This window comes from Microbacterium ureisolvens (assembly GCF_019511645.1).
GTDB lineage: Bacteria > Actinomycetota > Actinomycetes > Actinomycetales > Microbacteriaceae > Microbacterium > Microbacterium ureisolvens_A.
This window is the reverse complement of sequence record NZ_JAEUAX010000020.1, coordinates 1-22,345: the sequence shown is the minus strand read 5'-3', so window position 1 is coordinate 22,345 and position 22,345 is coordinate 1. Positions and strand designations below refer to the sequence as shown.

Annotated in this window: 18 protein-coding genes and 1 tRNA gene; 17 read left to right on the top strand and 2 right to left on the bottom strand. The window is 68.2% G+C overall.

Annotation, left to right across the window (positions count from 1 at the left end; translation table 11 throughout):
• Window positions 1–13: 13 nt before the first annotated feature.
• The 14 genes from JNB61_RS19350 (at window position 14) to JNB61_RS19285 (ending at window position 18,023) form a co-directional block, all read left to right on the top strand.
• Window positions 14–586, top strand: coding sequence for a YdeI/OmpD-associated family protein (locus JNB61_RS19350; RefSeq protein ID WP_220340693.1), 573 nt, complete (start codon window positions 14–16; stop codon window positions 584–586).
• 395 nt (window positions 587–981) lie between these two features.
• Complete coding sequence (locus JNB61_RS19345; RefSeq protein ID WP_220340692.1) at window positions 982–2,406, top strand: FAD-binding oxidoreductase; 1,425 nt, start codon at window positions 982–984, stop codon at window positions 2,404–2,406.
• Window positions 2,407–2,482: 76 nt separating this feature from the next.
• On the top strand, window positions 2,483–4,144 hold the full coding sequence (locus tag JNB61_RS19340; protein WP_220340691.1) for an ABC transporter substrate-binding protein: 1,662 nt from the start codon (window positions 2,483–2,485) through the stop codon (window positions 4,142–4,144).
• A gap of 70 nt (window positions 4,145–4,214) precedes the next feature.
• Window positions 4,215–5,237, top strand: a complete 1,023-nt coding sequence (locus JNB61_RS19335) for an ABC transporter permease (protein ID WP_220340690.1) — start codon at window positions 4,215–4,217, stop codon at window positions 5,235–5,237.
• Entirely contained in the window at window positions 5,234–6,079 is an 846-nt protein-coding gene (locus tag JNB61_RS19330; protein WP_220340689.1) for an ABC transporter permease, read from the top strand. Before JNB61_RS19335 ends, JNB61_RS19330 begins: the two co-directional genes overlap by 4 nt.
• Window positions 6,080–6,101: 22 nt before the next feature.
• Window positions 6,102–7,727: a dipeptide ABC transporter ATP-binding protein gene (locus JNB61_RS19325; protein WP_220340688.1), complete on the top strand. Its 1,626-nt coding sequence runs from the start codon at window positions 6,102–6,104 to the stop codon at window positions 7,725–7,727.
• 15 nt (window positions 7,728–7,742) lie between these two features.
• On the top strand, window positions 7,743–8,948 hold the full coding sequence (locus JNB61_RS19320; RefSeq protein WP_220340687.1) for an aminotransferase-like domain-containing protein: 1,206 nt from the start codon (window positions 7,743–7,745) through the stop codon (window positions 8,946–8,948).
• Between the two features lies 1 nt (window position 8,949).
• Complete coding sequence (locus tag JNB61_RS19315; RefSeq protein WP_220340686.1) at window positions 8,950–10,413, top strand: protein adenylyltransferase SelO; 1,464 nt, start codon at window positions 8,950–8,952, stop codon at window positions 10,411–10,413.
• A gap of 517 nt (window positions 10,414–10,930) precedes the next feature.
• Complete coding sequence (locus JNB61_RS19310) at window positions 10,931–11,950, top strand: LacI family DNA-binding transcriptional regulator (RefSeq protein ID WP_220340685.1); 1,020 nt, start codon at window positions 10,931–10,933, stop codon at window positions 11,948–11,950.
• A 185-nt stretch (window positions 11,951–12,135) separates the two neighbouring features.
• A complete protein-coding gene (locus JNB61_RS19305) occupies window positions 12,136–13,473 on the top strand; it encodes an ABC transporter substrate-binding protein (RefSeq protein WP_220289508.1) in 1,338 nt (445 codons plus the stop codon).
• Window positions 13,474–13,542: 69 nt separating this feature from the next.
• Window positions 13,543–14,484 carry a carbohydrate ABC transporter permease gene (locus tag JNB61_RS19300; RefSeq protein WP_220289496.1) on the top strand — a complete coding sequence of 314 codons (942 nt, stop codon included), beginning with the start codon at window positions 13,543–13,545 and terminating at the stop codon, window positions 14,482–14,484.
• Window positions 14,484–15,437 carry a carbohydrate ABC transporter permease gene (locus JNB61_RS19295; protein ID WP_220289494.1) on the top strand — a complete coding sequence of 318 codons (954 nt, stop codon included), beginning with the start codon at window positions 14,484–14,486 and terminating at the stop codon, window positions 15,435–15,437. The genes JNB61_RS19300 and JNB61_RS19295 overlap by 1 nt, the downstream gene beginning before the upstream one ends.
• Before the next feature lie 44 nt (window positions 15,438–15,481).
• Complete coding sequence (gene arfA, locus JNB61_RS19290; RefSeq protein ID WP_220340684.1) at window positions 15,482–16,993, top strand: arabinosylfuranosidase ArfA; 1,512 nt, start codon at window positions 15,482–15,484, stop codon at window positions 16,991–16,993.
• Window positions 16,980–18,023 carry an arabinan endo-1,5-alpha-L-arabinosidase gene (locus tag JNB61_RS19285; protein WP_223214995.1) on the top strand — a complete coding sequence of 348 codons (1,044 nt, stop codon included), beginning with the start codon at window positions 16,980–16,982 and terminating at the stop codon, window positions 18,021–18,023. The genes arfA and JNB61_RS19285 overlap by 14 nt, the downstream gene beginning before the upstream one ends.
• Before the next feature lie 441 nt (window positions 18,024–18,464).
• Here the strand turns inward: JNB61_RS19285 and JNB61_RS19280 are convergent.
• Window positions 18,465–18,536 (bottom strand) — tRNA-Arg (locus JNB61_RS19280).
• A 134-nt stretch (window positions 18,537–18,670) separates the two neighbouring features.
• Between JNB61_RS19280 and JNB61_RS19275 the strand changes: the two genes are divergently transcribed.
• From JNB61_RS19275 to JNB61_RS19265, 3 genes are all read left to right on the top strand, one after another.
• Window positions 18,671–19,474, top strand: a complete 804-nt coding sequence (locus JNB61_RS19275; protein WP_220340683.1) for an N-formylglutamate amidohydrolase — start codon at window positions 18,671–18,673, stop codon at window positions 19,472–19,474.
• Entirely contained in the window at window positions 19,471–20,685 is a 1,215-nt protein-coding gene (locus JNB61_RS19270) for a flavohemoglobin expression-modulating QEGLA motif protein (protein WP_222855586.1), read from the top strand. The genes JNB61_RS19275 and JNB61_RS19270 overlap by 4 nt, the downstream gene beginning before the upstream one ends.
• Window positions 20,686–20,760: 75 nt before the next feature.
• The gene (locus JNB61_RS19265; protein WP_220340682.1) at window positions 20,761–21,804 is read left to right on the top strand and encodes a glutathione synthetase; all 1,044 of its coding nucleotides are present in this window, start codon (window positions 20,761–20,763) and stop codon (window positions 21,802–21,804) included.
• 64 nt (window positions 21,805–21,868) lie between these two features.
• On the opposite strand, the gene JNB61_RS19260 is transcribed toward JNB61_RS19265, so the two are convergent.
• Complete coding sequence (locus JNB61_RS19260; RefSeq protein ID WP_159842943.1) at window positions 21,869–22,150, bottom strand: Fe-S cluster assembly protein HesB; 282 nt, start codon at window positions 22,148–22,150, stop codon at window positions 21,869–21,871.
• Between the last annotated feature and the right edge of the window lie 195 nt (window positions 22,151–22,345).

Here is a 22,345-nt window from a genome sequence, read left to right as displayed (position 1 = left end):
CTACCGTTCGAGGATGGTCGCCGCCTCTGCCAAGCCCGAGCTGCACGTGGACACCGTCGAGGAATGGGAGCGCTGGCTGGAGTCCGATCCAGATCCCGACGGAGTGAGGCTGCGCGTCCGCAAGGTGGCGTCGAACAAGCCGGGCATCACATACGCCGAGGCGTTGGACGCCGCGCTGTGCTTCGGCTGGATCGACGGGCAGAAGCAATCACTGGATGCCGACTACTTCTTGCAGGTCTTCACGCCGCGCCGGCCGCGCGGGGTGTGGTCGAAGGTCAACATCGAGCATGCCGCCCGTCTGATCGAGGAGGGCCGGATGCGGCCGGCCGGCCTCCGTGAGATCGACCGTGCGAAGGCAGATGGGCGATGGGATGCCGCCTACCGTCAGCGCGACGGAGAGATCCCGCCCGAGCTCCAGGCGGCACTCGACGCCGACCCGGCGATCGCCGCCGCGTTCGCCGCGCAGTCGGCGCAGAACCGCTTCGCGATGACGTTCCGCGTGAGCAGCCTGAAGCGGCCAGAGAGCCGTGCGGCCCGCGTCGCCCAGTACGTCGCCATGCTCGAGCGGGGCGAGACGATCCACTGAGCCGCGCTCGGCGAAACGAGAGCGCGGAGCTCACCCGCACTCGATTCGGATCCCGCGGCGTGCGGCGAACGGAGGACGGGCCATCGGCGGGCGATCGCCTGCCGCGTGTGCGGGGAGCTGGTTCAAGCCGGCGCCAGTCGCGCGGCCGACTTCGGCGCTTCGCGTGCGCGCAGGGGGCGCCGCTATCGCGCACGCTGACCTCGCAGAGGACGACCTGCGGACTCGCTGAACCGAGTCCAGAAAGATGTCGTCGCGTGACGTTGTGCGACGAGCCGTGACCCACTCGGACGCCGGGTGACATGAGGCAGCGCACGGACGCGAGGACTTTCCCTACCGTCTGGGGAAGCCGCGGAGGGGTACCTGCTCCGCTTCGACACTCCTTGCGAAAGGCCCCCATGGCTGCCACGGCCCCCGTCAGCGAACTCACGACGCGCATCAGCGCGCTCTCCGACGTGCTCGACGACCTCGCGACGAGCTTCCCGCACATCACGGTGCTCGCCCCCTCTGCCGACACGATCGCCTACCTCGACGACGCTGCGACGGGGCGGGCGCGCGGGGATGCAGCATCCGGTCCCGCCGTGGCGCTCCCTGCCACCACCGAGGAGGTGCAGGAGGTCGTCCGCGCCGCCGCCCGACACGGCGTCACGATCGTGCCGCGCGGCGCAGGCACAGGTCTTTCCGGCGGAGCCTCGGCGACCGCCGCACAGCTCGTCGTCTCGGCGGAGCGGCTCGACCGCATCGTGGAAGTCGCCCCGCTCGACGAGGTCGCCGTCGTCGAACCGGGGGTGCTGAACGCCGCGCTCAACGAGCATCTCGCGGCGTGGGGCCTGTTCTATGCGCCCGACCCCGCGAGCTACGAGATCTCGACGATCGGCGGCAACGTCGCCACCAACGCCGGCGGCCTGCGCTGCGCGAAGTACGGCGTCACCCGCGAGTCGGTGCTCGCTCTCGACGTGGTGCTCGCCGACGGCGAACTCATAACGGTCGGCCACCGCTCGATCAAGGGGGTCACCGGGCTCGACCTGGTCTCGCTGTTCGTCGGCTCGGAGGGAGTGCTGGGAATCGTCGTCCGTGCGACCGTCCGGCTGCGCCCCATCCCGGTCGCCCGTCGCACGGTGTCGGCGTTCTTCGACTCGACCGCGGCCGGGGCGTCGGCTCTGTCCGCCATCACGCGCAGCTCGGTGCGCCCCGCCGTCATCGAGTTCCTCGACGGACGCACGCTCGCCAACATCGATAGACACCGCGGCACAGATCTCAGCATCCGTGGCGGTTCGCTCCTGCTCATCGAGCTCGACGGCTACGGGATCGACGAGCAGTTCGCCGACCTTCGTGACGCCCTCGAGGCTGTCGGCGGGTGCGTCACCCAGGAGACGGATGCTGCGGGCCAGGCGCTGTGGGCACTCCGCCGGGGTGGGCGCGGCTTCGACGAGCGCTCGTGGTTCGCCGGCGGCGACATCGCCGTGCCGAAGTCGCGGATCCCCGACGTCTACGCCGCGCTGCCGGAACTCGAGGAGCGCTTCGGGGTCGAGATCGGGGCCGTCGCGCACGCGGGCGACGGCAACCTCCATCCCGTCATCACCAGGCCCATCCCCGACGGCGCCGACCCACTCGTCCCGCCGGCGGAGCTCCACGACGCGTCCGACGAGCTCGCCCGCCTCGCGCTGTCGCTGGGCGGCACGGTGAGCGGCGAGCACGGCATCGGAACGGTCAAGCGGGAACTCGCGGCGCTGGAGCTCTCGCCACGCAGCCGCGAAGCCCAGCTCGCCGTCAAAGCCGCCTTCGACCCGTTCGAACTGCTCAATCCCGGCAAGGCCCTCTGAACCTCGGGGCCTCTGGCCCCGGACATCTCGGCAACCGCCTCACTGCCGACCCGCACCCCTCACAGCAAGGAACATCATGACCACCCGCACCCGACACCCGTTGCGACGTGCCGCCCTCGTCGCCACCACGGCGCTCGCCGCCGTCGCTCTCCTCGCCGGCTGCGCCGGCGGCGCCGCCTCTCAGGCGAGCGCCGGCTCGGACGAGCCGAAGGAGGGCGGCGACCTCACCTTCCTCATCGACTCGCTCGGAGCCACGTGGATCCCCAACTCGAGCTCGATCTCCAGCTACCAGGGTCACGTGTGGGGGCACCTGACCGACAAGCTCATCTACGTCGACGGCGACGGCGAACTCAGCCCGTGGGTCGCGGAGAGCTGGGAGCAGAACGACGCGGCGACGGAGTTCACGATCCACCTGAAGGACGGCGTCACGTTCTCCGACGGAACGCCGGTCGACGCAGCGGCCGTCGTCGCGAACATCGACATCTGGGCGAAGGGCGCCCCCGACAAGGGCATCGCCCGCGTCGGGCTGTTCCCGTCGGCGAACTACGTCGGCGCGGAGGCCGTCGACGATGCGACGGTGAAGGTGACATTCTCGAAGGCGACGCTGAGCTTCATCCCGACGCTCGCGTACCACGGATCGATCCTCATCTCGCCCGAGTCGCTGGCGCTCCCGGCGGAGGAGCAGGCGGATCTGTCGAACGACATCGGCAGCGGGCCATTCGTCGTCGAGTCGTGGAAGGAGGGCGACAGCGTCGTCCTGACCAAGCGCGAGGACTACGACTGGGGCCCCGAGGCTCTCGAGCACGACGGCCCGGCCTACCTCGACACGATCACGTACAAGATCGTGGCCGAGCCGACGCTGCGCACGGGCTCGGTCCAGTCGGGACAGGCGGATGTCGCGTACAACGCGTCGCCGCAGGAGCTCGACGCGCTGAAGGACGAGGGCTTCGAGGTCGCGGTGCCGCGCTACCTCGGCTTCGTCAACGGCTATGCCCTCAACACCACGGCAGCGCCGTTCGGCGAGGAGGCGGTGCGCCAGGCGTTCACGCACGGCATCGACCGCGATGAGATCCTGTCGACCGTCTACACGGAGGACTGGTTCGCCGCCGAGTCATTCGTGCAGAGCAATGTGCCCGAGGCTACCGACCACACTGATGCGTTCGCCTACGACCCGGACCTCGCCGAGCAGCTGCTGGACGATGCCGGCTGGGTGGAGGGCGCCAACGGCGTTCGCGAGAAGGACGGGCAGCAGCTCGCGCTGACTCTCTACCCGAACCCGTATCTCGCCACCTCCAAGGCGATCGACGAGCTCGTCGCGCAGCAGCTCGCCGAGATCGGCTTCACGGTCGACATCGAGGCGTACGACGTGGTGACGTACGGCGAGAAGGTCATCAACAACAAGACCCTGCAGGCCACGGAGATCACCCGCAGCTTCGTCGACATCGGCACCATCCCCGGTGTGCTGACGGCGAGCAATCCGGGCGACGAGGACTGGTTCAAGGTCGGCACGAGCGACGAGACCCTGAACGACCTCGCCGCGCAGCTGGCCTCCGCGACGGACCGCGAGTCTCGTGAGCCGGTGTTCGAGGAGCTGCAGCAGTACGTCCTCGAGAAGGGCTACTTCGCGCCGATCACTCAGATCGTGCAGCGCGTCTATGTGCAGTCGCCCGAAGTGAAGGACGTCACGTACAACGGCCTCGCCTACGCGAACTACTTCACCGCCTGGCTCGACCGTTGACCCGTCGGGGCGCCGCCTCCTCCAGGGACGCGGCGCCCCGGCATCCGTTCCCGATCCCGAGGATGCCGAGATGAAATCCCCTTACGCGCGCTTCGCGCTGTCGCGCACAGCGCAGGCGATCGTCGTGGTGCTGCTCGCCTATGTCTTCACGTTCTTCGTGATCAGTGTGCTTCCCGGTGATCCGGTGTCGAGCACGCTGAAGAATCCCGACAACGGGTTCACGCAGGAAGACATCGACCGCATCATCGCCTACTACGGGCTCGATGAGCCGCTGCTGACTCAGCTGTGGACCTCGTTGACGCGGTTCCTCACCGGTGACTTCGGCATCTCGCTGCGCTCCAACCTTCCGGTGGACCAGCTCATCGCCGAGGCGCTGCCGTCGACGCTCATCCTCGCGTCGACGGCGCTGGTCGTGGCGATCATCGTGGCCGCGCTCATCGCGTGGGGCACGCAGGTGCTGCCCGCGAAGTACGGGCAGGGCCTCCTGCGCGCGCTGCCGTCGCTGTTCCTCTCCGTGCCGAACTTCGTCATCGGCCTGCTGCTGATCCAGGTCTTCGCATTCGGCCTCGGGCTTTTCCGCATCATCGACGCCGAGAGTCCCTGGTCCACCTTCTTCGCGGCGATCGCCCTCGGCATCCCCGTGTCGGCCCAGCTCGCCGAGGTACTCATCGCCAACCTCGATCACGAGTCGCGCCAGGAATACGTCGCTGTCGCCCGTTCACAGGGTCTGCGCCGCACCCGGCTGTTCGCGCGTCATCTCGTCAAACCCTCGGCGCTGCCGACGATCACCGTGCTGGCGCTCATCGTCGGCGAGCTGCTGGGCGGCTCGCTCATCACGGAGACGATCTTCGGCCGCACCGGTATCGGCACGCTCGTGCAGCGCGCCGTCGCCAGCCAGGATCTGCCGGTGCTGCAAGCCGTCGTCTCGCTCGCGGCCGTCGTCTTCGTGATCGTCAACCTCATCGCCGACCTCGCCTACCCCCTGCTCGACCCGCGCGTGAGCCTCGAGCGGACCCTTCGCTCGCGCGACGCCTCACCCGTCGCCGAGCAGCCGATCCGGACCCCGCTCCAGGAGGAGGTGAGCGTCATATGACCGGCGCAGCCCTCACGATCCGACGCCCCGTCACCGCCGGCCGCGCCTTCGCCGCGGTCGTGCCGCCGACCGTCGCGCTGTCGTTCATCGCCCTCGCGGTCGTGCTCGCCTGGGCGAGCGTCCCCGCGCTGTTCACGTCCTACGATCCCGCGGTCGGCGTTCCGGCCGACAAGTTCCTGCCGCCGAGTCTCGAGCACGTCTTCGGCACCGACCAGCTCGGTCGCGACCAGTTCGCGCGCGTGGTGTTCGGCACCCAGTCCTCCGTGCTGAGCGCACTCGTAGCGGTGGGGATCGGGGTCGTCGTCGGCGGCGCGATCGGCCTGGTCGCCGGCTTCTTCGCCGGGTGGACGGACATCGCGCTCGCGCGCGTGGTGGACGTGCTCCTCGCCATCCCGAGCTTCCTTCTCGCGGTGGTCATCGTCAGCTCGCTCGGCTTCCAGACGATCAACGCCGCGATCGCCACGGGCGTCTCGGCCGTCGCGGTGTTCGCCCGCGTCATGAGGTCGGAGGTCATCAAGACCAGGCGGGCGGTCTTCGTCGAGGCATCCGCTCTCCAGGGAGGCTCGCGCGGCCACATCCTCTTCCGGCACGTGCTGCCGAACGCGTCGCGCTCGGTGCTGACTCTCGCCGTGCTGCAGTTCGGCCTGTCGATCCTCGTCATCGCGGGGCTCGCGTTCCTCGGTTACGGCGACCCGCCGCCGGCGTCGGACTGGGGCCTGCTCATCTCCTCGGGCAAGGACTACCCCCGTGCTCCGTGGCTCGTGCTCTACCCGGCGCTCGTCACGGTCGTGACGGTGCTCTCCATCAACCGCATCAGCCGCTGGCTGCGCAAGACCTCCTGACCGGCAGACAGAAGGATCGCTCATGACCACCCCCGACCTCCTCCGCGTCGAAGGCCTGTCGGTCTCATACGGATCGACCCCGGTCGTCTTCGACGCGGGCTTCAGCCTCGCCCGCGGCGAGAGCCTCGCGCTCATCGGCGAGTCCGGATCGGGCAAGTCCACGATCGCCCGCTCGGTTCTGCGGCTCCTGCCCGATGGTGCTCGCGCGCGGGGCAGTGTCGAGTTCCTGGGCACCGAGACGCTCTCGCTGCCGGAGCGGCGATTCCGTCCGCTGCGAGGCCGGCAGATCGGCTTCGTCCCCCAGGATCCCGCGAACGCGCTCAACCCCGTCCGCCGCATCGGCGCGCAGGCCCACGAGGCCGCGGCGCTCGTCGAACCGCGCGACGCGAAGGCCCGGCGCCTCCTCATCCTCGATACGTTCGAGAAGGTCGGGCTCTCAGACCCGCAGCGCGTCCACGACTCGTACCCGCACCAGCTCTCGGGCGGCATGCTGCAGCGCGTGCTGATCGGCCTGGCACTGATTCCGGCGCCCTCGCTCATCGTCGCCGACGAGCCGACGAGCGCGCTCGACGTCACGATCCAGAAGCGCATACTCGATCTTCTGACCCAGCTGCAGACCGAGCGCGGCATCGGCCTGCTGCTCATCACGCACGACCTCGCGATCGCCGGGGAGCGCACCGACCGCATCGTGGTCCTGAAGGACGGGCGAGTGCAGGATGCCGGGGCAACCGGCGACGTGTTCGCGCAGCCCGGATCGGACTACACGGTTCGACTGCAGGCGGACGCGCCGGCGCTCAATCCCGAGCGTTACGCCGCGCTGCGCGCGGACCGGCTGCCGCTCAGCGGTGCGCCACTGCGGATCGAGGTGTCGGGTCTCACGAAGACCTTCTCCGCCGACCGTGGCGCGGTGAAGGCGCTCGACGATGTGTCGTTCTCCGTTCCCGCGGGCACGACCCATGCCCTCGTCGGCGAGTCGGGTTCGGGCAAGACGACGGCGCTGCGTGCCCTGCTGGGCCTGGAACAACCGGATGCCGGCACCGTCTTCGTCGACGGCGAATCGGTCGTCGGGCGCAGCGCTGACGCGGTGCGCGGCATCCGTCGTCATCTTCAGCTCGTGTACCAGAACCCGTTCACCTCCCTCGATCCCTCGTGGCGCGTCGGCGCCATCGTGCGCGAACCGCTCGAGCGGTACCGCGTCGGTGCCCGCCGCGAGCGCGCGGCGCGTGTGGCGGAGACGCTCGCAGCGGTCGGCCTCACCCCGGCCCACACCCGTCGGCGGCCCGCAGAACTGTCGGGCGGTCAGCGGCAGCGCGTCGCGATCGCGCGAGCGCTCATCCTCGAGCCCGACGTCATCGTGCTCGACGAGCCCACGAGCGCCCTCGATGTGAGCGTGCAGGCCGACATCGTCGAAGTGCTCCTGAGGCTCCAGGCCGAGCGCGGCCTCACCTACCTCTTCGTCTCGCACGATCTCGCGCTCGTGCGGCAGGTCGCCGACTCCGTCTCCGTGCTGCAGCACGGCAGGGTCGTCGAGAGCGGCCGCGTCGAAAGCGTGTTCTCCGACCCGCAGGACGACTACACCCGGTCGCTGCTATCGGCGATCCCGCGCCCCGGATCGCGCATCCGCACCGAACTCGCCCGCACCGCCTGAGAACTGGAGTCCTCGATGACCCTCGACACGCTGCCCGCCCTCGCCCGACGAACCGCACTCGTGTCGGCGTTCTCCGTTCCGAAAGGCTTCGGCGATCAGACGCTGCGCGAACGCCGTGCGGACGCGATCGAACTGCTCGGCGGCATCCCGGATCCGTCCGTGCTTCCCGCGCCCGAGCTCGCCGAGGCGACCGCGCGGATACTCGCGCAGCCCGGCCAGCCGGCGCTGCAGTACTCGCGGACGGAGGGGATCCCCGCGCTGCGCGAGTGGATCGCGGCGCGGGAGCGTGTGGCGGTATCGCGCATCGTGGTGACGAACGGCGGCTTCCACGGGCTCGCGCTCGCTATCCAGACGACGGTCGAGCGCGGCGACCTCGTCGCCGTCGACAATCCGATCTTTCCGCTGTTCCTGCGGGGCCTCGAGCTCTCGGCGGCCGACATCCTGCCGGTGCGGGTGGGCGCTCACGGCATCGACGTCGACCAGCTGGGTGCGCTGCTGCGGGACGGCGCGCGTCCCGCAGCGCTCTACACGGTGCCCGACTTCCACAACCCGACACAGGGCTCTCTGGCGCTCGAGGGCCGACGCGAGCTGGTGCGACTGGCGGAGCGGTACGGGTTCGTCGTGTTCGCCGACAACCCCTATCGCGAACTGCGCTTCGCCGGACCCGCCCCTGCGGAGGAGCCGTTCAACCACTCCGAGCGCGTCATCCACGTCAACACGTTCACCAAGACGCTCGGACCCGGACTGCGCCTGGGGTGGCTCGTGCTGCCCGAGTGGCTCGCGCCCGACGTCATCGCGCTGCGCAGTCGTCAGGACTCGCACTCGTCGACCTTCGTGCAGGCCGTCGTCGCCGATCTGCTAACCCAAGAGCCCGGTCTGTTCGACGCGACCCTCGACCGGGCACGCGCGCTCTACGCGTCGCGAGCGCGCACGCTGGCCGAGGCGCTCGAACGCGAAGCGCCCGGCGAGTTCGACGTCGAGGTGCCGGAAGGCGGCCTGTTCCTCTGGCCGCGACTGCTCGATGACCGCGTCGACGCCGACCGGCTCGCGGCCGACGCGAGCGCCGAGGGCGTGGAGTACCAGCGCGGCTCATTCTTCCCCTCCGGACCCGGGACGGACGCCGCACGCCACCTGCGGCTCGCCTTCGGCGACACCGGCGAGCACCGCCTCGCCGAAGCCGCCGCCCGACTCGCTCGCGCGCTGCAGCGCCAGCGCGGCTGACGTGGCGCGCGAAGCGCCGGTACTCGAGCGAGTCTGGGCGGAGGCCTTCCCCGAGCTCTCCCGCGAGGTCGCGCCCGTGCGCACGCCCGAGCCGCGTCTGCTGGCGCTGAACGACGAGCTCGCGCGCGACCTGGGCCTCGATCCTGCCTACCTGCGGTCGGACGCGGGCGTGCGCTTCCTCACCGGGGAATCATCCGGGCTCAGCGCCGCCCCCGTGGCGCAGGTGTATGCGGGCCACCAGTGGGGCGTCTACAAGCCCATCCTCGGCGACGGCCGCGCCGCGCTCCTCGGCGAACGCCGCGACCGCGCCGGGCGGCTTCGCGACGTGCACCTGAAGGGGATCGGGCCGACGTCGATGTCGCGCGTGGACGGCTACGCCGTCGTCGGACCGATGCTGCGCGAGTACCTGATGGGTGAGGCGATGCACGCGCTGGGAGTGCCCACCACCCGGGCGCTCGCCGTCGTGGCCACCGGTGCCCCTCGCCACCACGATGAACAGGTGCTGCCCGGTGCCGTGCTGGCGCGCACGGCGTCCAGTCACGTGCGGTTCGGGTCCTTCCCGTACGCCGGCGCACACGGCGATCCGGCGCTGCTGCGACGCCTGGCCGATCATGTCATCGCGCGCCACTACCCGCGGGCGCGCGGGGCCGACCGCCCGTATCGGGCACTGCTCGGCGAGATCGTGGACGCCAGCGCACATCTGACCGCGCAGTGGATGCGCACCGGGTTCGTGCACGGCGTACTCAGCACCGACAACGTCCTCGCCTGCGCCGAGACCATCGACTACGGCCCCTGCGCCTTCCTGGACGCGTATGAACCGGGTGCGTACTTCAGCTCGATCGATCGGTTCGGGCGGTACGCATACGACAAGCAGCCGGCCATCATGCGCTGGAATCTCGAGCAGCTCGGACATGCGCTGTCGCCGCTCCTGGCCGACGATGGATCCACAGTCGAAGAGGTCGCCGTGGAGATCATCGACACCTTCGACGGACGTTACCGATCGCACTGGGCCGCGGCGTTCCGCGACAAGCTGGGCCTAGAAGATCGCGTCGAATCGTCGGTGGTCACCGAACTGACTGACGCCGCACTGAACCTGCAGGCTGATCACCGCGCGGACTTCACCGGCTTCTGGCGAGACCTCGCCGCTGCCGCCGAAGGCGACGACCGCCCGCTGCGAGACCGCTTCCTCGGACCGGCGCCCGAACTCGACGCGTGGCTGAACAGATGGAAGGCGCTGACGCCGGACGGTGGGCTCATCCGAGCCGTCAACCCGGTCTACATCGCCCGGAACCACATCGTCGAGGAGGCACTCGACGCCGCAACCAAGGGCGACCTCGCACCCTTCAACGATCTACTCGCGCTCGTGCGTGAGCCGTACACCGAGCGGCCTGGCGGCGTCTACCGCCGCTATGCGCGACCCGCGCCAGACGGCGCACCGCGACACCGTACCTTCTGTGGCACCTGAACACGCAACCCCCTGGGTTGTGTCCCTATCTCATCCCCTTTTCGGGCTAGCGCCTGGGCTTCCGGGCGGGACAACTCACCCGCGCATCCCGGTGCGGCGGAACGTCGTCCGGGCGTCGTGGCATTGCTCACGCTGTAGACAAGACTCCGAGGCAAGAAGCGCGCAGTTTACGTCTGGGTCCCACAGGTCGGAAGGGGCGTGTGTTCCATCCCCGACAGCGCAATCGTCAGACCCAGGAAGCTCACGAGCGGCACCGCCAGCGCTGCGAATGCGAGGGGATGAAGTGAACGGCCGGTTATGCCGAGGTGATCCGGGTTTGTGAGCCGTCGCCGCGACCCGCGCTCATTCGACGTGAATATGGCGGCATGCCTGGAACTGCTCGCCTACCGGCGTCGATGTTTTGAGCTGTCGTGGTGAGCAGGCGGGTCCTGGCGATGCTGGCCATCGCACTGGCGATCCGACGATTGATTGCTTACAACGTTCCAGATGGCGCTACAGTGTCCGACGAGGGGGATGAATGGCATCGACATTGCACGACGTGGCGCGGCTCGCGGGCGTATCGATGCAAACGGTCTCCAATGTCATCCGCGACTACCCGCATATTCGTCCGGCGACGCGCGCCAAGGTCGAGCAAGCCATCGCGGAGCTGGGTTACACCCCCAATTTGACGGCGCGGAATCTGCGCTCGGGACGTACAGGCGCCATCGCGCTCGCCGTGCCTGATCTCGCATTGAGCTATTTCGCCGAGCTCGCGGCGGAAGTCATCGCCGAGGCGGAGCGCGCCGGCGTCGGCGTATTCGTCGAGCAGACCGGCGGCGACAGGACGCGTGAGCTGGAGCTGTTGAGCAGTCCCCGGCTCAAACTCACCGACGGCCTCATCTTCAGCGCCCTCGGAATGGGCCAGGAGGATGTCGCGCGGCTGGACGTGCCCTACCCCATGGTGCTGCTCGGCGAGCGCATCTTCGACGGTGCCCTCGATCACGTCACGATGCAGAATGTTGAGGCGGCGCGCGCTGTCACGGACTACCTGCTCGCTTCCGGTCGTCGTCGCATCGCCGTCGTCGGGGCGCACGAGGGGGAGGTGATCGGCTCCGCGGGTCTACGCCTCCGAGGCTATCGGGAGGCCCTCGAGGCAGCCGGCATCCCGTACGACGACGACATCGTCGCGTACACGACTCTCTGGCATCGCTCCAACGGCGCACGCGCCATGCGCGAGCTGCTCGAGAGAGGTGCGGAGTTCGACGCGGTCTTCGGGCTCAACGACACGCTCGCCCTCGGCGCTATGCGGGCGCTCGAGGAGGCAGGCCTGCACGTGCCCGACGACGTCTCGGTCGTCGGCTGGGACGACCTCGACGAGGCGCAGTTCTCCATCCCGTCGCTCACGACGGTCGATCCTGGGCGGCCATGGATCGCACGTACCGCCGTGCAGACGCTGCTCAATCGCATCGCCCAGCCGCAGTCAGGTCACGCGGCGCGCCTGCAGCTGGCGGACTTCCGCATCGTCGAGCGCGAGTCCGCGCCCGCGCGCATAGCCTGACGCTGTTCGCACTTATTTCGAATCGGCGCTTGACAGGATGCCTGGTTCTCCAGCATGCTCTCGTCTGGAACGTTAATCTTTAACGTTCCAGATCGCGAAGGCTCAGTGTGGCGCCCACACGAGAGTTGCTCGCATCCACTCCGAAAGACACCGGTGTCAGCACCGCGAGAGGAAGCACACAGCCAATGAAGTCGAAGGTTCTTGCCGGGCTCGGCGCAGTCGTCGTCACGGCCGCCGCACTGACGGGATGCTCGTCCGGCGGCGAGGCCGCCGCAGCATCCTGCACAAACGAGATCAAGCAGCCCGACGCCACGCAGGTGAGCGTCTGGGCCTGGTACCCCGCATTCGAAGATGTCGTCGACCTTTTCAACGAGACGCACGACGAGGTTCAGGTCTGCTGGACGAACGCCGGCCAGGGAAACGACGAGTACACCAAGTTCTCCACCGCGGTCGAATCCGGCAGCGGCGCTCCCGACGTCATCATGCTCGAGTCGGAAGTGCTCTCGAGCTTCTCGATCCGGGACGCCCTCGTCGACCTGTCGGAGTACGGCGCCGACGAGGTCAAGGGCGACTACACCGAGGGCGCGTGGAAGGACGTCTCGTCGGGTGATGCCGTGTACGCCATCCCTGTCGACGGCGGCCCCATGGGCATGCTCTACCGCAAGGACATCCTGGACAAGTACGGCATCACCCCGCCCACGACCTGGGCCGAGTTTGCCGACGCGGCGCGGAAGCTGAAGGATGCCGGCGCCCCCGGTGTGCTCGCCGACTTCCCGCCCAACGGTCGCGCGTACACTCAGGCGCTCTTCGCGCAGTCCGGCTCCGTGCCGTTCACGTACGACAGCGCCAACCCGACCGATATCGGCATCGACGTCAACGACCAAGGCTCGAAGGACGTCCTCTCCTACTGGCAGGACCTGACCGACAAGGGTCTCGTCGCAGTCGACGAGGCTTTCACGGCCGACTACAACACGATGCTCGTCGACGGAACCTACGCAATCTACGTCGCCGCTGCGTGGGGGCCCGGCTACCTGCAAGGTCTTGAGGGCACGGATGAGAACGCGCAGTGGCGCGCCGCTCCGGTTCCCCAGTGGGATACCGGCAACCCCGTCCAGATCAACTGGGGCGGCTCTACTTTCGCCGTGACGAGCCAGGCGAAGGACAAGGAGGCCTCGGCCACCGTCGCGAAGGAGATCTTCGGCACGGAGGAGGCATGGAAGATCGGCATCGAGAAGGCGGCGCTGTTCCCGCTGTGGAAGCCCATCCTCGAGTCGGACTACTTCGCGAACCTGGAGTACCCGTTCTTCGGCGGGCAGCAGATCAACAAGGAGGTTTTCCTCCCCGCGGCCGCAGGCTACTCGGGCTCCACGTTCAGCCCGTTCCAGAACTACGCCTACGACCAGCTCCAGCAGGAGGTGACCGCCGTCGTGGTCGACAAGAAGAAGGATGCCGGGCAGGCGCTCGACGACCTGCAGGCCACGCTCGAGAAGTACGCCAAGGACCAGGGCTTCACCCTCGAGTGAGCTCATCGGGCCGGCTCCCGACCGGAGCCGGCCCGAACCTCCAATCCGCACCCAAGGAAGGGATCCGCCATGGCGACCAACGTCGTCGACAGACCGGCCACGGCCCGGCGCGCACCGAGCGCGCACCGCCGCAGCGCCATCCATCGCCGCCAGAACATCGGCTGGCTCTTCATCACGCCATTCCTCGTCATATTCGCGGCGTTCCTCGTCTTCCCGCTCGTCTACGCGTTCGGCATGAGCCTGTTCAGCTCGACGCTGGCGACCGGCACGAAGTTCGTCGGCCTCGGCAACTACCTCAAGGCTTTCACCGACCCCCTCTTCCTCGCGGGACTCGGCCGGGTCGCACTCTTCGCGATCGTGATGATCCCGCTGCAGATGATCGTCGCGCTCATCGCGGCGCTGACACTGGACACGCTGGCGACGTGGCTTGCCAAGACGTCGCGGCTGTTCATATTCGCCCCCTACGCCATCCCGGTCGTCATCGGCGCGCTCATGTGGAGCTTCCTCTACAGCCCCCGGTTCGGTCCTGCCGGAACGATATTCGACCTGTTCGGTCTGCCCGCGCCCGACTTCCTGTCGTCCGGCACGATCTTTTTCAGCCTGGTCAACGTCGTCACCTGGCAATGGTCGGGCTACTACATGATCGTCATCTACGCGGCTCTGCGTGCGATAGACCCTTCGATCTACGAGGCGGCGCGCATCGATGGGGCCAATGGCATCCAGATCGCGACGCGCATCAAGGTGCCCATGATCTCGTCGTCGATGGTCATGGTCCTCACCTTCGCTCTGATCGGCACTCTGCAGTTCTTCACCGAGCCGACGGTGCTCCGCAGCGTCGCCTCCGGCGCCTTGCCCGCCGACTACACACCGAACATGTACGCCTTCGCTCTGGCGTTCAGCTACAGCCAGTTCAACTACGCCTCGACGATCGCCTTCTCGCTCGCAATCGTCGTGTTCATCGGATCGTTCGGGTTCCTCTTCCTGACCCGCAGACAGAGCGGACTCAAGTGATGGCTGTCCTCCCCGCATCGCTCCCCGACACGCGCACCGTGTCGACGACCGAGCGCGTGCCTCTCAGTCGCGAAGAGAAGCGCCTTGCCCGTGACGAGCGCCGCCGCGCCGCCGGCGGCCGCCGCATCGGGTCGCACGTGCTGCTGATCATCATGGCGATCTACTTCATTGTCCCTATCTGGTGGCTCCTCGTCGCCTCCACCAAGAGCACCGGGAGCCTCTTCTCGAGCCCCGCCTTCTGGTTCGATGACCCATCCGCGTTCTTTACGAACGTGGCCGGGCTCTTCGAGCACCAGGGCGGGATCTATTGGCGCTGGCTTGCGAATTCGTTCCTCTATGCGTTCAGCGCGGGCATCGGTGCGACAGTCGTCGCCGTGCTCGCGGGGTACGGTTTCGCCAAGTACCGATTCCGCGGACGTGGCGTCATGTTCGGCATGATCCTCGGCTCAGTGATGGTCCCCCTCACGGCGCTTGTGATCCCGACGTTCATGCTGCTGAGCCAGTACGGACTCATCAATACGCCATGGGCCGTCATCTTGCCGTCGCTGCTGAACCCGTTCGGTGTGTACCTCATGCGGGTGTACACGCAGGATGCTGTGCCCGACGAGCTACTCGAGGCGTCGCGCATCGACGGCGCAGGGGAGTGGCGCACGTTCGCGACGATCGTCGTGCCGCTCCTGCGACCGGCGATCATCACGGTGCTGCTTCTGTCGATCGTCGGCACGTGGAACAACTTTTTCCTCCCGCTCGCCGTACTGACCAATCCGGATCTCCTTCCGGTGACAGTGGGTCTCAACCGCTGGCTGGCCCTTTCAAACGCCGGCGCCGGCGGCGAGCAGGTATGGAACCTCATCACGACCGGCGCGTTCATCTCGGTGCTACCGCTCCTCCTCTCGTTCCTCTTCCTGCAGCGCTACTGGCAGGGCGGGCTGGCCGTGGGCAGCGTCCGCTAGTCATCCCCCTCCGTACTCCGTTCCCACGAACAGAAAGCACACTCATGCGTTCCGCACATCTCACCGTCGACCCCCACTTCTCGGTCGGCCCCATCCAGCGCCGCCTTTTCGGCGGGTTCGTTGAGCACCTCGGCCGCCACGTCTATGACGGCATCTACGAGCCGGGCCACCCGACGGCCGACGCCTGCGGCTTCCGCGCCGATGTCGTCGACCTCGTCAAGGAGCTCGGGGTTTCGACGATCCGCTACCCCGGCGGCAACTTCGTCTCGGGGTTCCGGTGGGAGGACTCCGTCGGACCTCGTGAGGAGCGCCCCCGGCGCCTCGACCTCGCGTGGCACTCTACCGAGACCAACGAGGTCGGACTGCACGAGTTCTCGCACTGGCTCGAGAAGGTCGGCAGCGACCTCATGATGGCCGTCAACCTTGGCACCCGCGGCACTCTTGAGGCGTTGGACCTGCTCGAGTACTCCAACGTCCGGGGTGGCACCACTCTCAGTGAGCAGCGTCGTGCCAATGGGCGTGATGAGCCCTTCGCCGTGGAAATGTGGTGCCTCGGCAACGAGATGGACGGCCCCTGGCAGCTCGGTCACCGCTCCGCCGACGACTACGGCAAGATTGCATCGCAGACGGCCAAAGCGATGCGCCAGGTCGACCCGTCGCTCAAGCTTGTGGTCTGCGGATCGTCGTCGGCCCACATGCCGACCTTCGGGGAGTGGGAGCGCGTCGTGCTCGGGCACACGTACGACGACATCGACTACATTTCGTGCCACGCCTACTACGAGGAGCGCGACGGCGACCTCGGCAGCTTTCTCGCCTCGGCGGTGGACATGGACGGATTCATCGAGACCGTTGTCGCCACGGCTGATCACGTCGGCGCGGTGCGGGGGTCGAAGAAGAAGATCGAGATCTCCTTCGACGAGTGGAACGTCTGGTACATCGACCGCTTCCACGGCGTGGACAAGATCGAAGGGATCGAGAACTGGCCGGTCGCCCCGCGCCTGCTGGAGGACGTGTACTCGGTCGCCGACGCCGTCGTGTTCGGCAACCTCATGATCTCACTCCTCAAGCACGCCGACCGGGTGACCAGTGCGTCGCTCGCGCAGCTCGTCAACGTCATCGCGCCCATCATGACCGAGCCTGGCGGTCCCGCGTGGCGGCAGACCACCTTTTTCCCCTTCTCGATTACATCGCGGCTCGCGCAGGGCGAGGCGCTGCAGCTCAAGCTCGAGTCGCCGACCTACGAGACGAAGGTCTACGGGGAGGTGTCCCTCGTCGACGCCGTCGCGACGTTCGACCGCCAGTCGGGGCGTTCGGCGGTGTTCCTGGTGAACCGCAGCCAGGACGAAGCCGTCACGATCACGATCGACATCGCGGCACTTGGCGAGGTCTCGGTGCTCGAAACCCACACCCTGTCCGATGACGACGTGTACGCGAAGAACACGCTGGAAGACCGCGAGCGCGTCGCTCCCCGCTCGAACGACTCCGTCTCGACCGACGCGGGTGAGCTGACCGTCACGCTTCCCCCGGTCTCTTGGACCGCCATTGCGCTCGGCTGATTACACCCGATCGACGGATGCCTCGGGCGCACCGCAGCGCGGCGTGCGGGGCATCCGTCGGCTGCTGTCTGCGGGCGTAGCCGCGCTCACCCTCGCAGCCCCGCTCGTGGCGTGCGCCCCGGCCGGCTCGTGGCAGCTGACGGGCGACCTCGCGACGCACGACCCCGCGCTCGCGAAGGACGGTGACGAGTGGTTCGTTTACTCGACGGGCAGCGGCACCGTCGCCGACGGCAACATCCAGGTGCGTTCCTCGACGGACGGACGCACGTGGCGCTACGCCGGCGAGGTGTGGGAGGAGAAGCCCGCGTGGCTGCGCGAGGAGGTGAACGGCGTCGACAACCTGTGGGCGCCGGAGCTCGTCGAGCACGACGGCACGTGGTACCTCTACTACTCGGCCTCGACGTTCGGGAAGAACACGTCCGTCATCGCCCTGGCGACAAACGCGACGCTCGACCCCGGGGATCCCGACTACGAATGGGTTGATCGTGGCGCCGTCATCGCGTCTACAAGCGCCGACGACTTCAACGCGATCGACCCGGGAGTGGCGACGGATGATGACGGCACGCCGTGGATGACATTCGGCTCATTCTGGAGCGGCATCCGCATGGTCGAGTTGGCGTGGCCGAGCGGGCTGCGCGCCGGTGACGGCGAGCCGCTGCGGATCGCCGATCGGCAAGTGCCGCCCAACGCAGTGGAGGCCCCGTATCTGGTCGAGCACGACGGCGACTGGTTCCTCTTAGTCTCCTTCGACTCTTGCTGCCGTGGAGCCGACAGCACCTATCGCATCGCGGTCGGCCGGGCAGATGCTCCGACGGGGCCGTATCTCGACCGGGAGGGTGTGCCGCTCCTCGAGGGTGGCGGCTCGATCCTCCTTGAGAGCGACCGGTCGCGCGTCGGGCCGGGTGGTCAATCAGTCGCGCACGGCGTTCTGGCCTTCCACTGGTACGACGCCGACCTGGGCGGCCAGTTCCGGCTCGGCCTCGCGCCGCTCGAATGGGATGCCGAGGGGTGGCCCGTCGCCTCCTGGTGACATCTTCGGGCCTGGGCGCTCGGCGCGGGGATGCGGTCCAGGCGGTGGAGCGCGACGGCTCGGGAACCCGCCGGAGCCAGGTCGATCCATTCAACAAGACCGCTGGAGCGTTGCCCGCGAATCACATGACGCCGTGTGGGATCTCGAGTCGTACACCTGAGGCATATGGCGCAGCGTCGCAGCATCACGATGATCCCCCTCCCAGCACGCAGCGTTCTCAGGTGCGGGCGAGGTTGACGGCTCTCTCGCTGAACGCCCGTAAATTGGGCCCGTTGCATCCTCCATCGGCAAAGGTGGGCTCTAAACCCCGATCCCGCGCTGGGAAGTCGGTGTCCCGACTACCGGGCCAATAGCCGTCGCGGCTTCCCGGTTCCTCGCCGCACGCCGCACTTTCGCCTGAGCCGCGCGCACAGCATCCTGGTCAAAGGCAAAGGGGGACTGTACCCCTGGAGGGACTCGAACCCCCAACCGTTTCCTTAGGACGGAACTGCTCTTCCATTGAGCTACAGAGGCTGGCCTGAAGATTCTACCCAGCAATGGCGCCGAGCCCGTGTGCCCTCGGACAGACGCGTGCCACACGGGTGTCCGGACTCGGTGACCCTGTCAAGCCCTTGAGGGCCAGCTGCGCGCGGCAAAACAATGGGCTGATGGTCAACACGGAGCGGTCCGCGTTCGAATTCCTCGGTGACTGGAGCGGCCAGTTCATCGCCACGGCGATCCATAACGGGCACGACATCCGCGCGGAGGTCGCGGCCGAGCTCGTCCTGCCCGATGAAGACCGAGTCCGTGAAGAGGACCCGCACACCGACGAGATCGGGGCACTGGTCCCCGCCCGCGTCGTAGTGCACCGGTCGCGCTTCGAGGTCGACCTGAACCGCGCGCGGGAAAAAGCGGTCTACCGCTCGGCGGAGGAGGCGTGGGGGCTCGAGGTCGTCCGCGACCCACCGCTCGACCGGGCCCTCGTCGCGGGATCCCTCGAGGTGTACGACGCGTTCTACGCGGCGCTGGGCCGCCGGCTGGACGCGGTCGCCGAGCGAGGACCTTTCGTGGTCTTCGACATCCACTCCTACAATCACCGGCGCGACGGCGCGGACGCCGCCCCGGCTCCGTGGGCGGAGAATCCCGAGGTGAACGTCGGCACGGGTTCGCTCGACCGGGACCGCTTCGGATCCGTCGTCGACGCGTTCATCGAGTCGCTCGCACGGGCCGGCACGTCGGCCGGACCGCTCGACGTGCGCGAAAATGTCCGCTTCCGCGGGCAGCAGCTCGCCGCGTGGACGCACGCCCGCTACCGCGACCGGGGCATCGTGCTCGCACTGGAGTTCAAGAAGACGTTCATGGACGAATGGACCGGCGAAGCCGACCAGGCTCGTATCGACGAACTCGCACGCGCCGTGGCGTCGACGATCCCCGCTCTGCGAGAGGCGCTCATCGAGGTGGAGACGCTATGACCACCGATCCCACGCATGTCCGTGACGCCGGCGGGCCGGAGACCGACGTCATCGAGAAGGGCGCGTTCTCGGCTGCCGACCTTGCCGCCGACCACGCCATGGCGTCCCTCGCAGGCACGGTGCGGTTCCTCCTCGAGATGACACCGGTGAACGCGGACGACATCCGTGCGCGGTTCCTTGCCCACCCCGAGGTCGACCCGGTCTTCGAGTACCGGACCCTGGATGTCGACCCTGATGTGCTCGATGCGCAGGTGGCGGCGCTGCCGCTGGACGCCGTCACGGACACCACGCTCGCGGCACTGCTGCGCAACCGCCAGCGCGAGATGAAGCTCCGGGTGGAGATGCTCCGCGCCCGGAACACCTCCGAATTCCTGCAGCTGTCGATCGCCCAGTACGGGCCGGTGCTGCCGGCGCTCGTGGAGACCGCTGACGACCTTCTGAGCCGGCTTCCGCACGGGCAGCTGGAGCGGGACTCGGTTGGCGCGGAGGAATTCCTCGCCGCAGCCAGGGCGGAGATCGCACATTACCGATCGATCGATCCGGATGCCGAGCTGCACGCCGAGATCCGCGAGGATGTCTCCGGCGTCCTGGTCGAAGGGAGCACGCTCCTCATCTCGCACAATGCGGCGGTGGCCGGCGCCCGCGTCAACGCGCTCCTCCAGCATGAGGTGGGCACGCATCTCGTGACGCACGTGAACGGACTCGCGCAGCCCATCCACATGCTCGGGGCGGGGCTCGCCCACTACGACGAAACCCAGGAGGGCCTCGCCGTGCTCGCCGAGATCGCGTGCGGCGGGCTCACCGCGTCGCGGTTGCGTCAGCTCGCGGCGCGGGTCGTCGCCGTGCACGCATTGGTGGGCGGCGCGAGTTTCGTCGAGACGCACCGTCTGCTCACCGGTCACGGACTGCCCGCCGGAAGCGCCTACAGCGTCGCCATGCGGGTGTATCGCGCGGGCGGCTTCACCAAGGACGCCATCTATCTGCGCGGCCTGCTGGCGCTGCTGGACCACGTCGCGCGCGGCGGTGCGCTCGACCTCCTCTTCCTCGGGAAGTTCTCCCTCGAGGACCTGCCTCTCGTCCAGGAGCTCGCAGAACGTGAGCTCCTCGCGCCCGCGCGCATCATGCCGCGGTACCTGTCGGACGCCGAGTCCGCCGACAGGCTCCGCGAGGCCGCCCGCGCCGACGACCTGGTCTCGCTGGTGAATGCGTAGGACCATGAACCTCACAGCGGCGCGGAGCGTCAGGACTCCGCCGGCGCACGTCCATCCGACCCCGGAGGAGCCCCGATGAAGATCGGCTTCGTCGTCAACGACATCGCCACGGAAAAGCCCATCTACTCCACGACCCGACTCGCGATGAGCGCTGCCGGACGCGGGCACGATGTGTGTCTCATGGGTCTTCGCGATTTCGGCTACGAACCGGACGGATCGCTTTCGGCGATCACCGCGACCGCGACAGCCGGCAAGCGCTACCGGTCTCTCGACCGCTACCTAGAAGACGTGCAGGCCGCGCCGCGTGAGCGCACGGAGCTCGCCGACTTCGATGTGCTCATGCTCCGTGCCGACCCCGCGGCCGAAGCGGGGGACAGTGCGTGGGCCAGTACGGCGGGGCTGGCGTTCGGGCGGATGGTCGCCGAGACCGGCGTCCTGGTCGTCAACGATCCGCGCTCTCTCGCGGACGCGATGTCGAAGGCGTACTTCCAGCAGTTCCCCGAGGTGGTGCGGCCGCGAACGCTGATCACGCGCGACGAGGACCGCGTGCGTGAGTTCATCGGTGAGCTCGGAGGGCGTGCTGTGCTCAAGCCCCTGCAGGGCTCCGGCGGTTCCGGGGTGTTCCTCGTCGACATGGAGCGAGAGCCCAACATCGCGCAGATCGTCGAGGCGATCGCTCGGGACGGCTACGTGGTGGCTCAGGAGTACCTTCCCGCGGCGAAGGACGGCGACGTGCGGATGTTCCTCATGAACGGCCGGCCGCTGGAGATCGACGGCGTGTACGCCGCGTTCCGCCGGCGCCCGAACGAGGCGGACGTGCGGTCGAACATGTCCGCCGGCGGCAAAGCCGAGGCGGTGAAGGTCACCGACGAGATGCTGCATCTCGTGGACGCCGTGCGCCCGAAGCTCCTCTTCGACGGCATGTTCCTCGTCGGGCTCGACATCGCGGGCGACAAGCTGATGGAGGTCAACGTGTTCTCGCCCGGTGGGCTCGGCTCGTGCGCCGCGTTGTACGGGGTGGACTTCGCGTCCGCGGTCATCGAAGATCTCGAGCGAAAGACGGGCATGCGCCAGCATTACGGCAGCGAACTGGCCAACGTCCAGCTCGCAACCGCCTGATGCCCGCGAGAATGCGAAGGCCCCGACATCCGATAACGGATGCCGGGGCCTCGAAGCGCTGCGGTCAGCCCTGGTTTCCGAGTGCGAAGCGGACAGAGCCGTCGTTCGCGAGCTCGGCGTCGAGGACGCGGTCCTCGAGTGCGATCGCGGCGGTCTCGTCGAGGAAGACACGGGCGCCGCTTTCGATCACGACGGTGTCGTGCGGCCCGGGGTCGGGCGCGACGCTCAACTCGAATCCGGACGAGCCTCCCGTGTCTCGGATGCGTACACCGCCGTCTTCGGCGAGAGGCACTCGGGCGACGATCTCTTTGACGGCCTCGGCGGCGGTCTGGGTCAGCGTGAGCATGCTTTTCCTTTCCGTTTGCGGTTCCGGACCGGCCACGATTCCGAGATCGGTCGGCAGATGCAACCCCTCCGCGCCGCAGAGCGCGCATTCGGAGGGAGTTCCCACGTTCGGCCGAGCCCGCTAACAAGCACGGGCGGCGACCGGAACGCCAGGATCATGGCCGACGGCCGCCGCCGCCCATGCCCCCGCCCATCC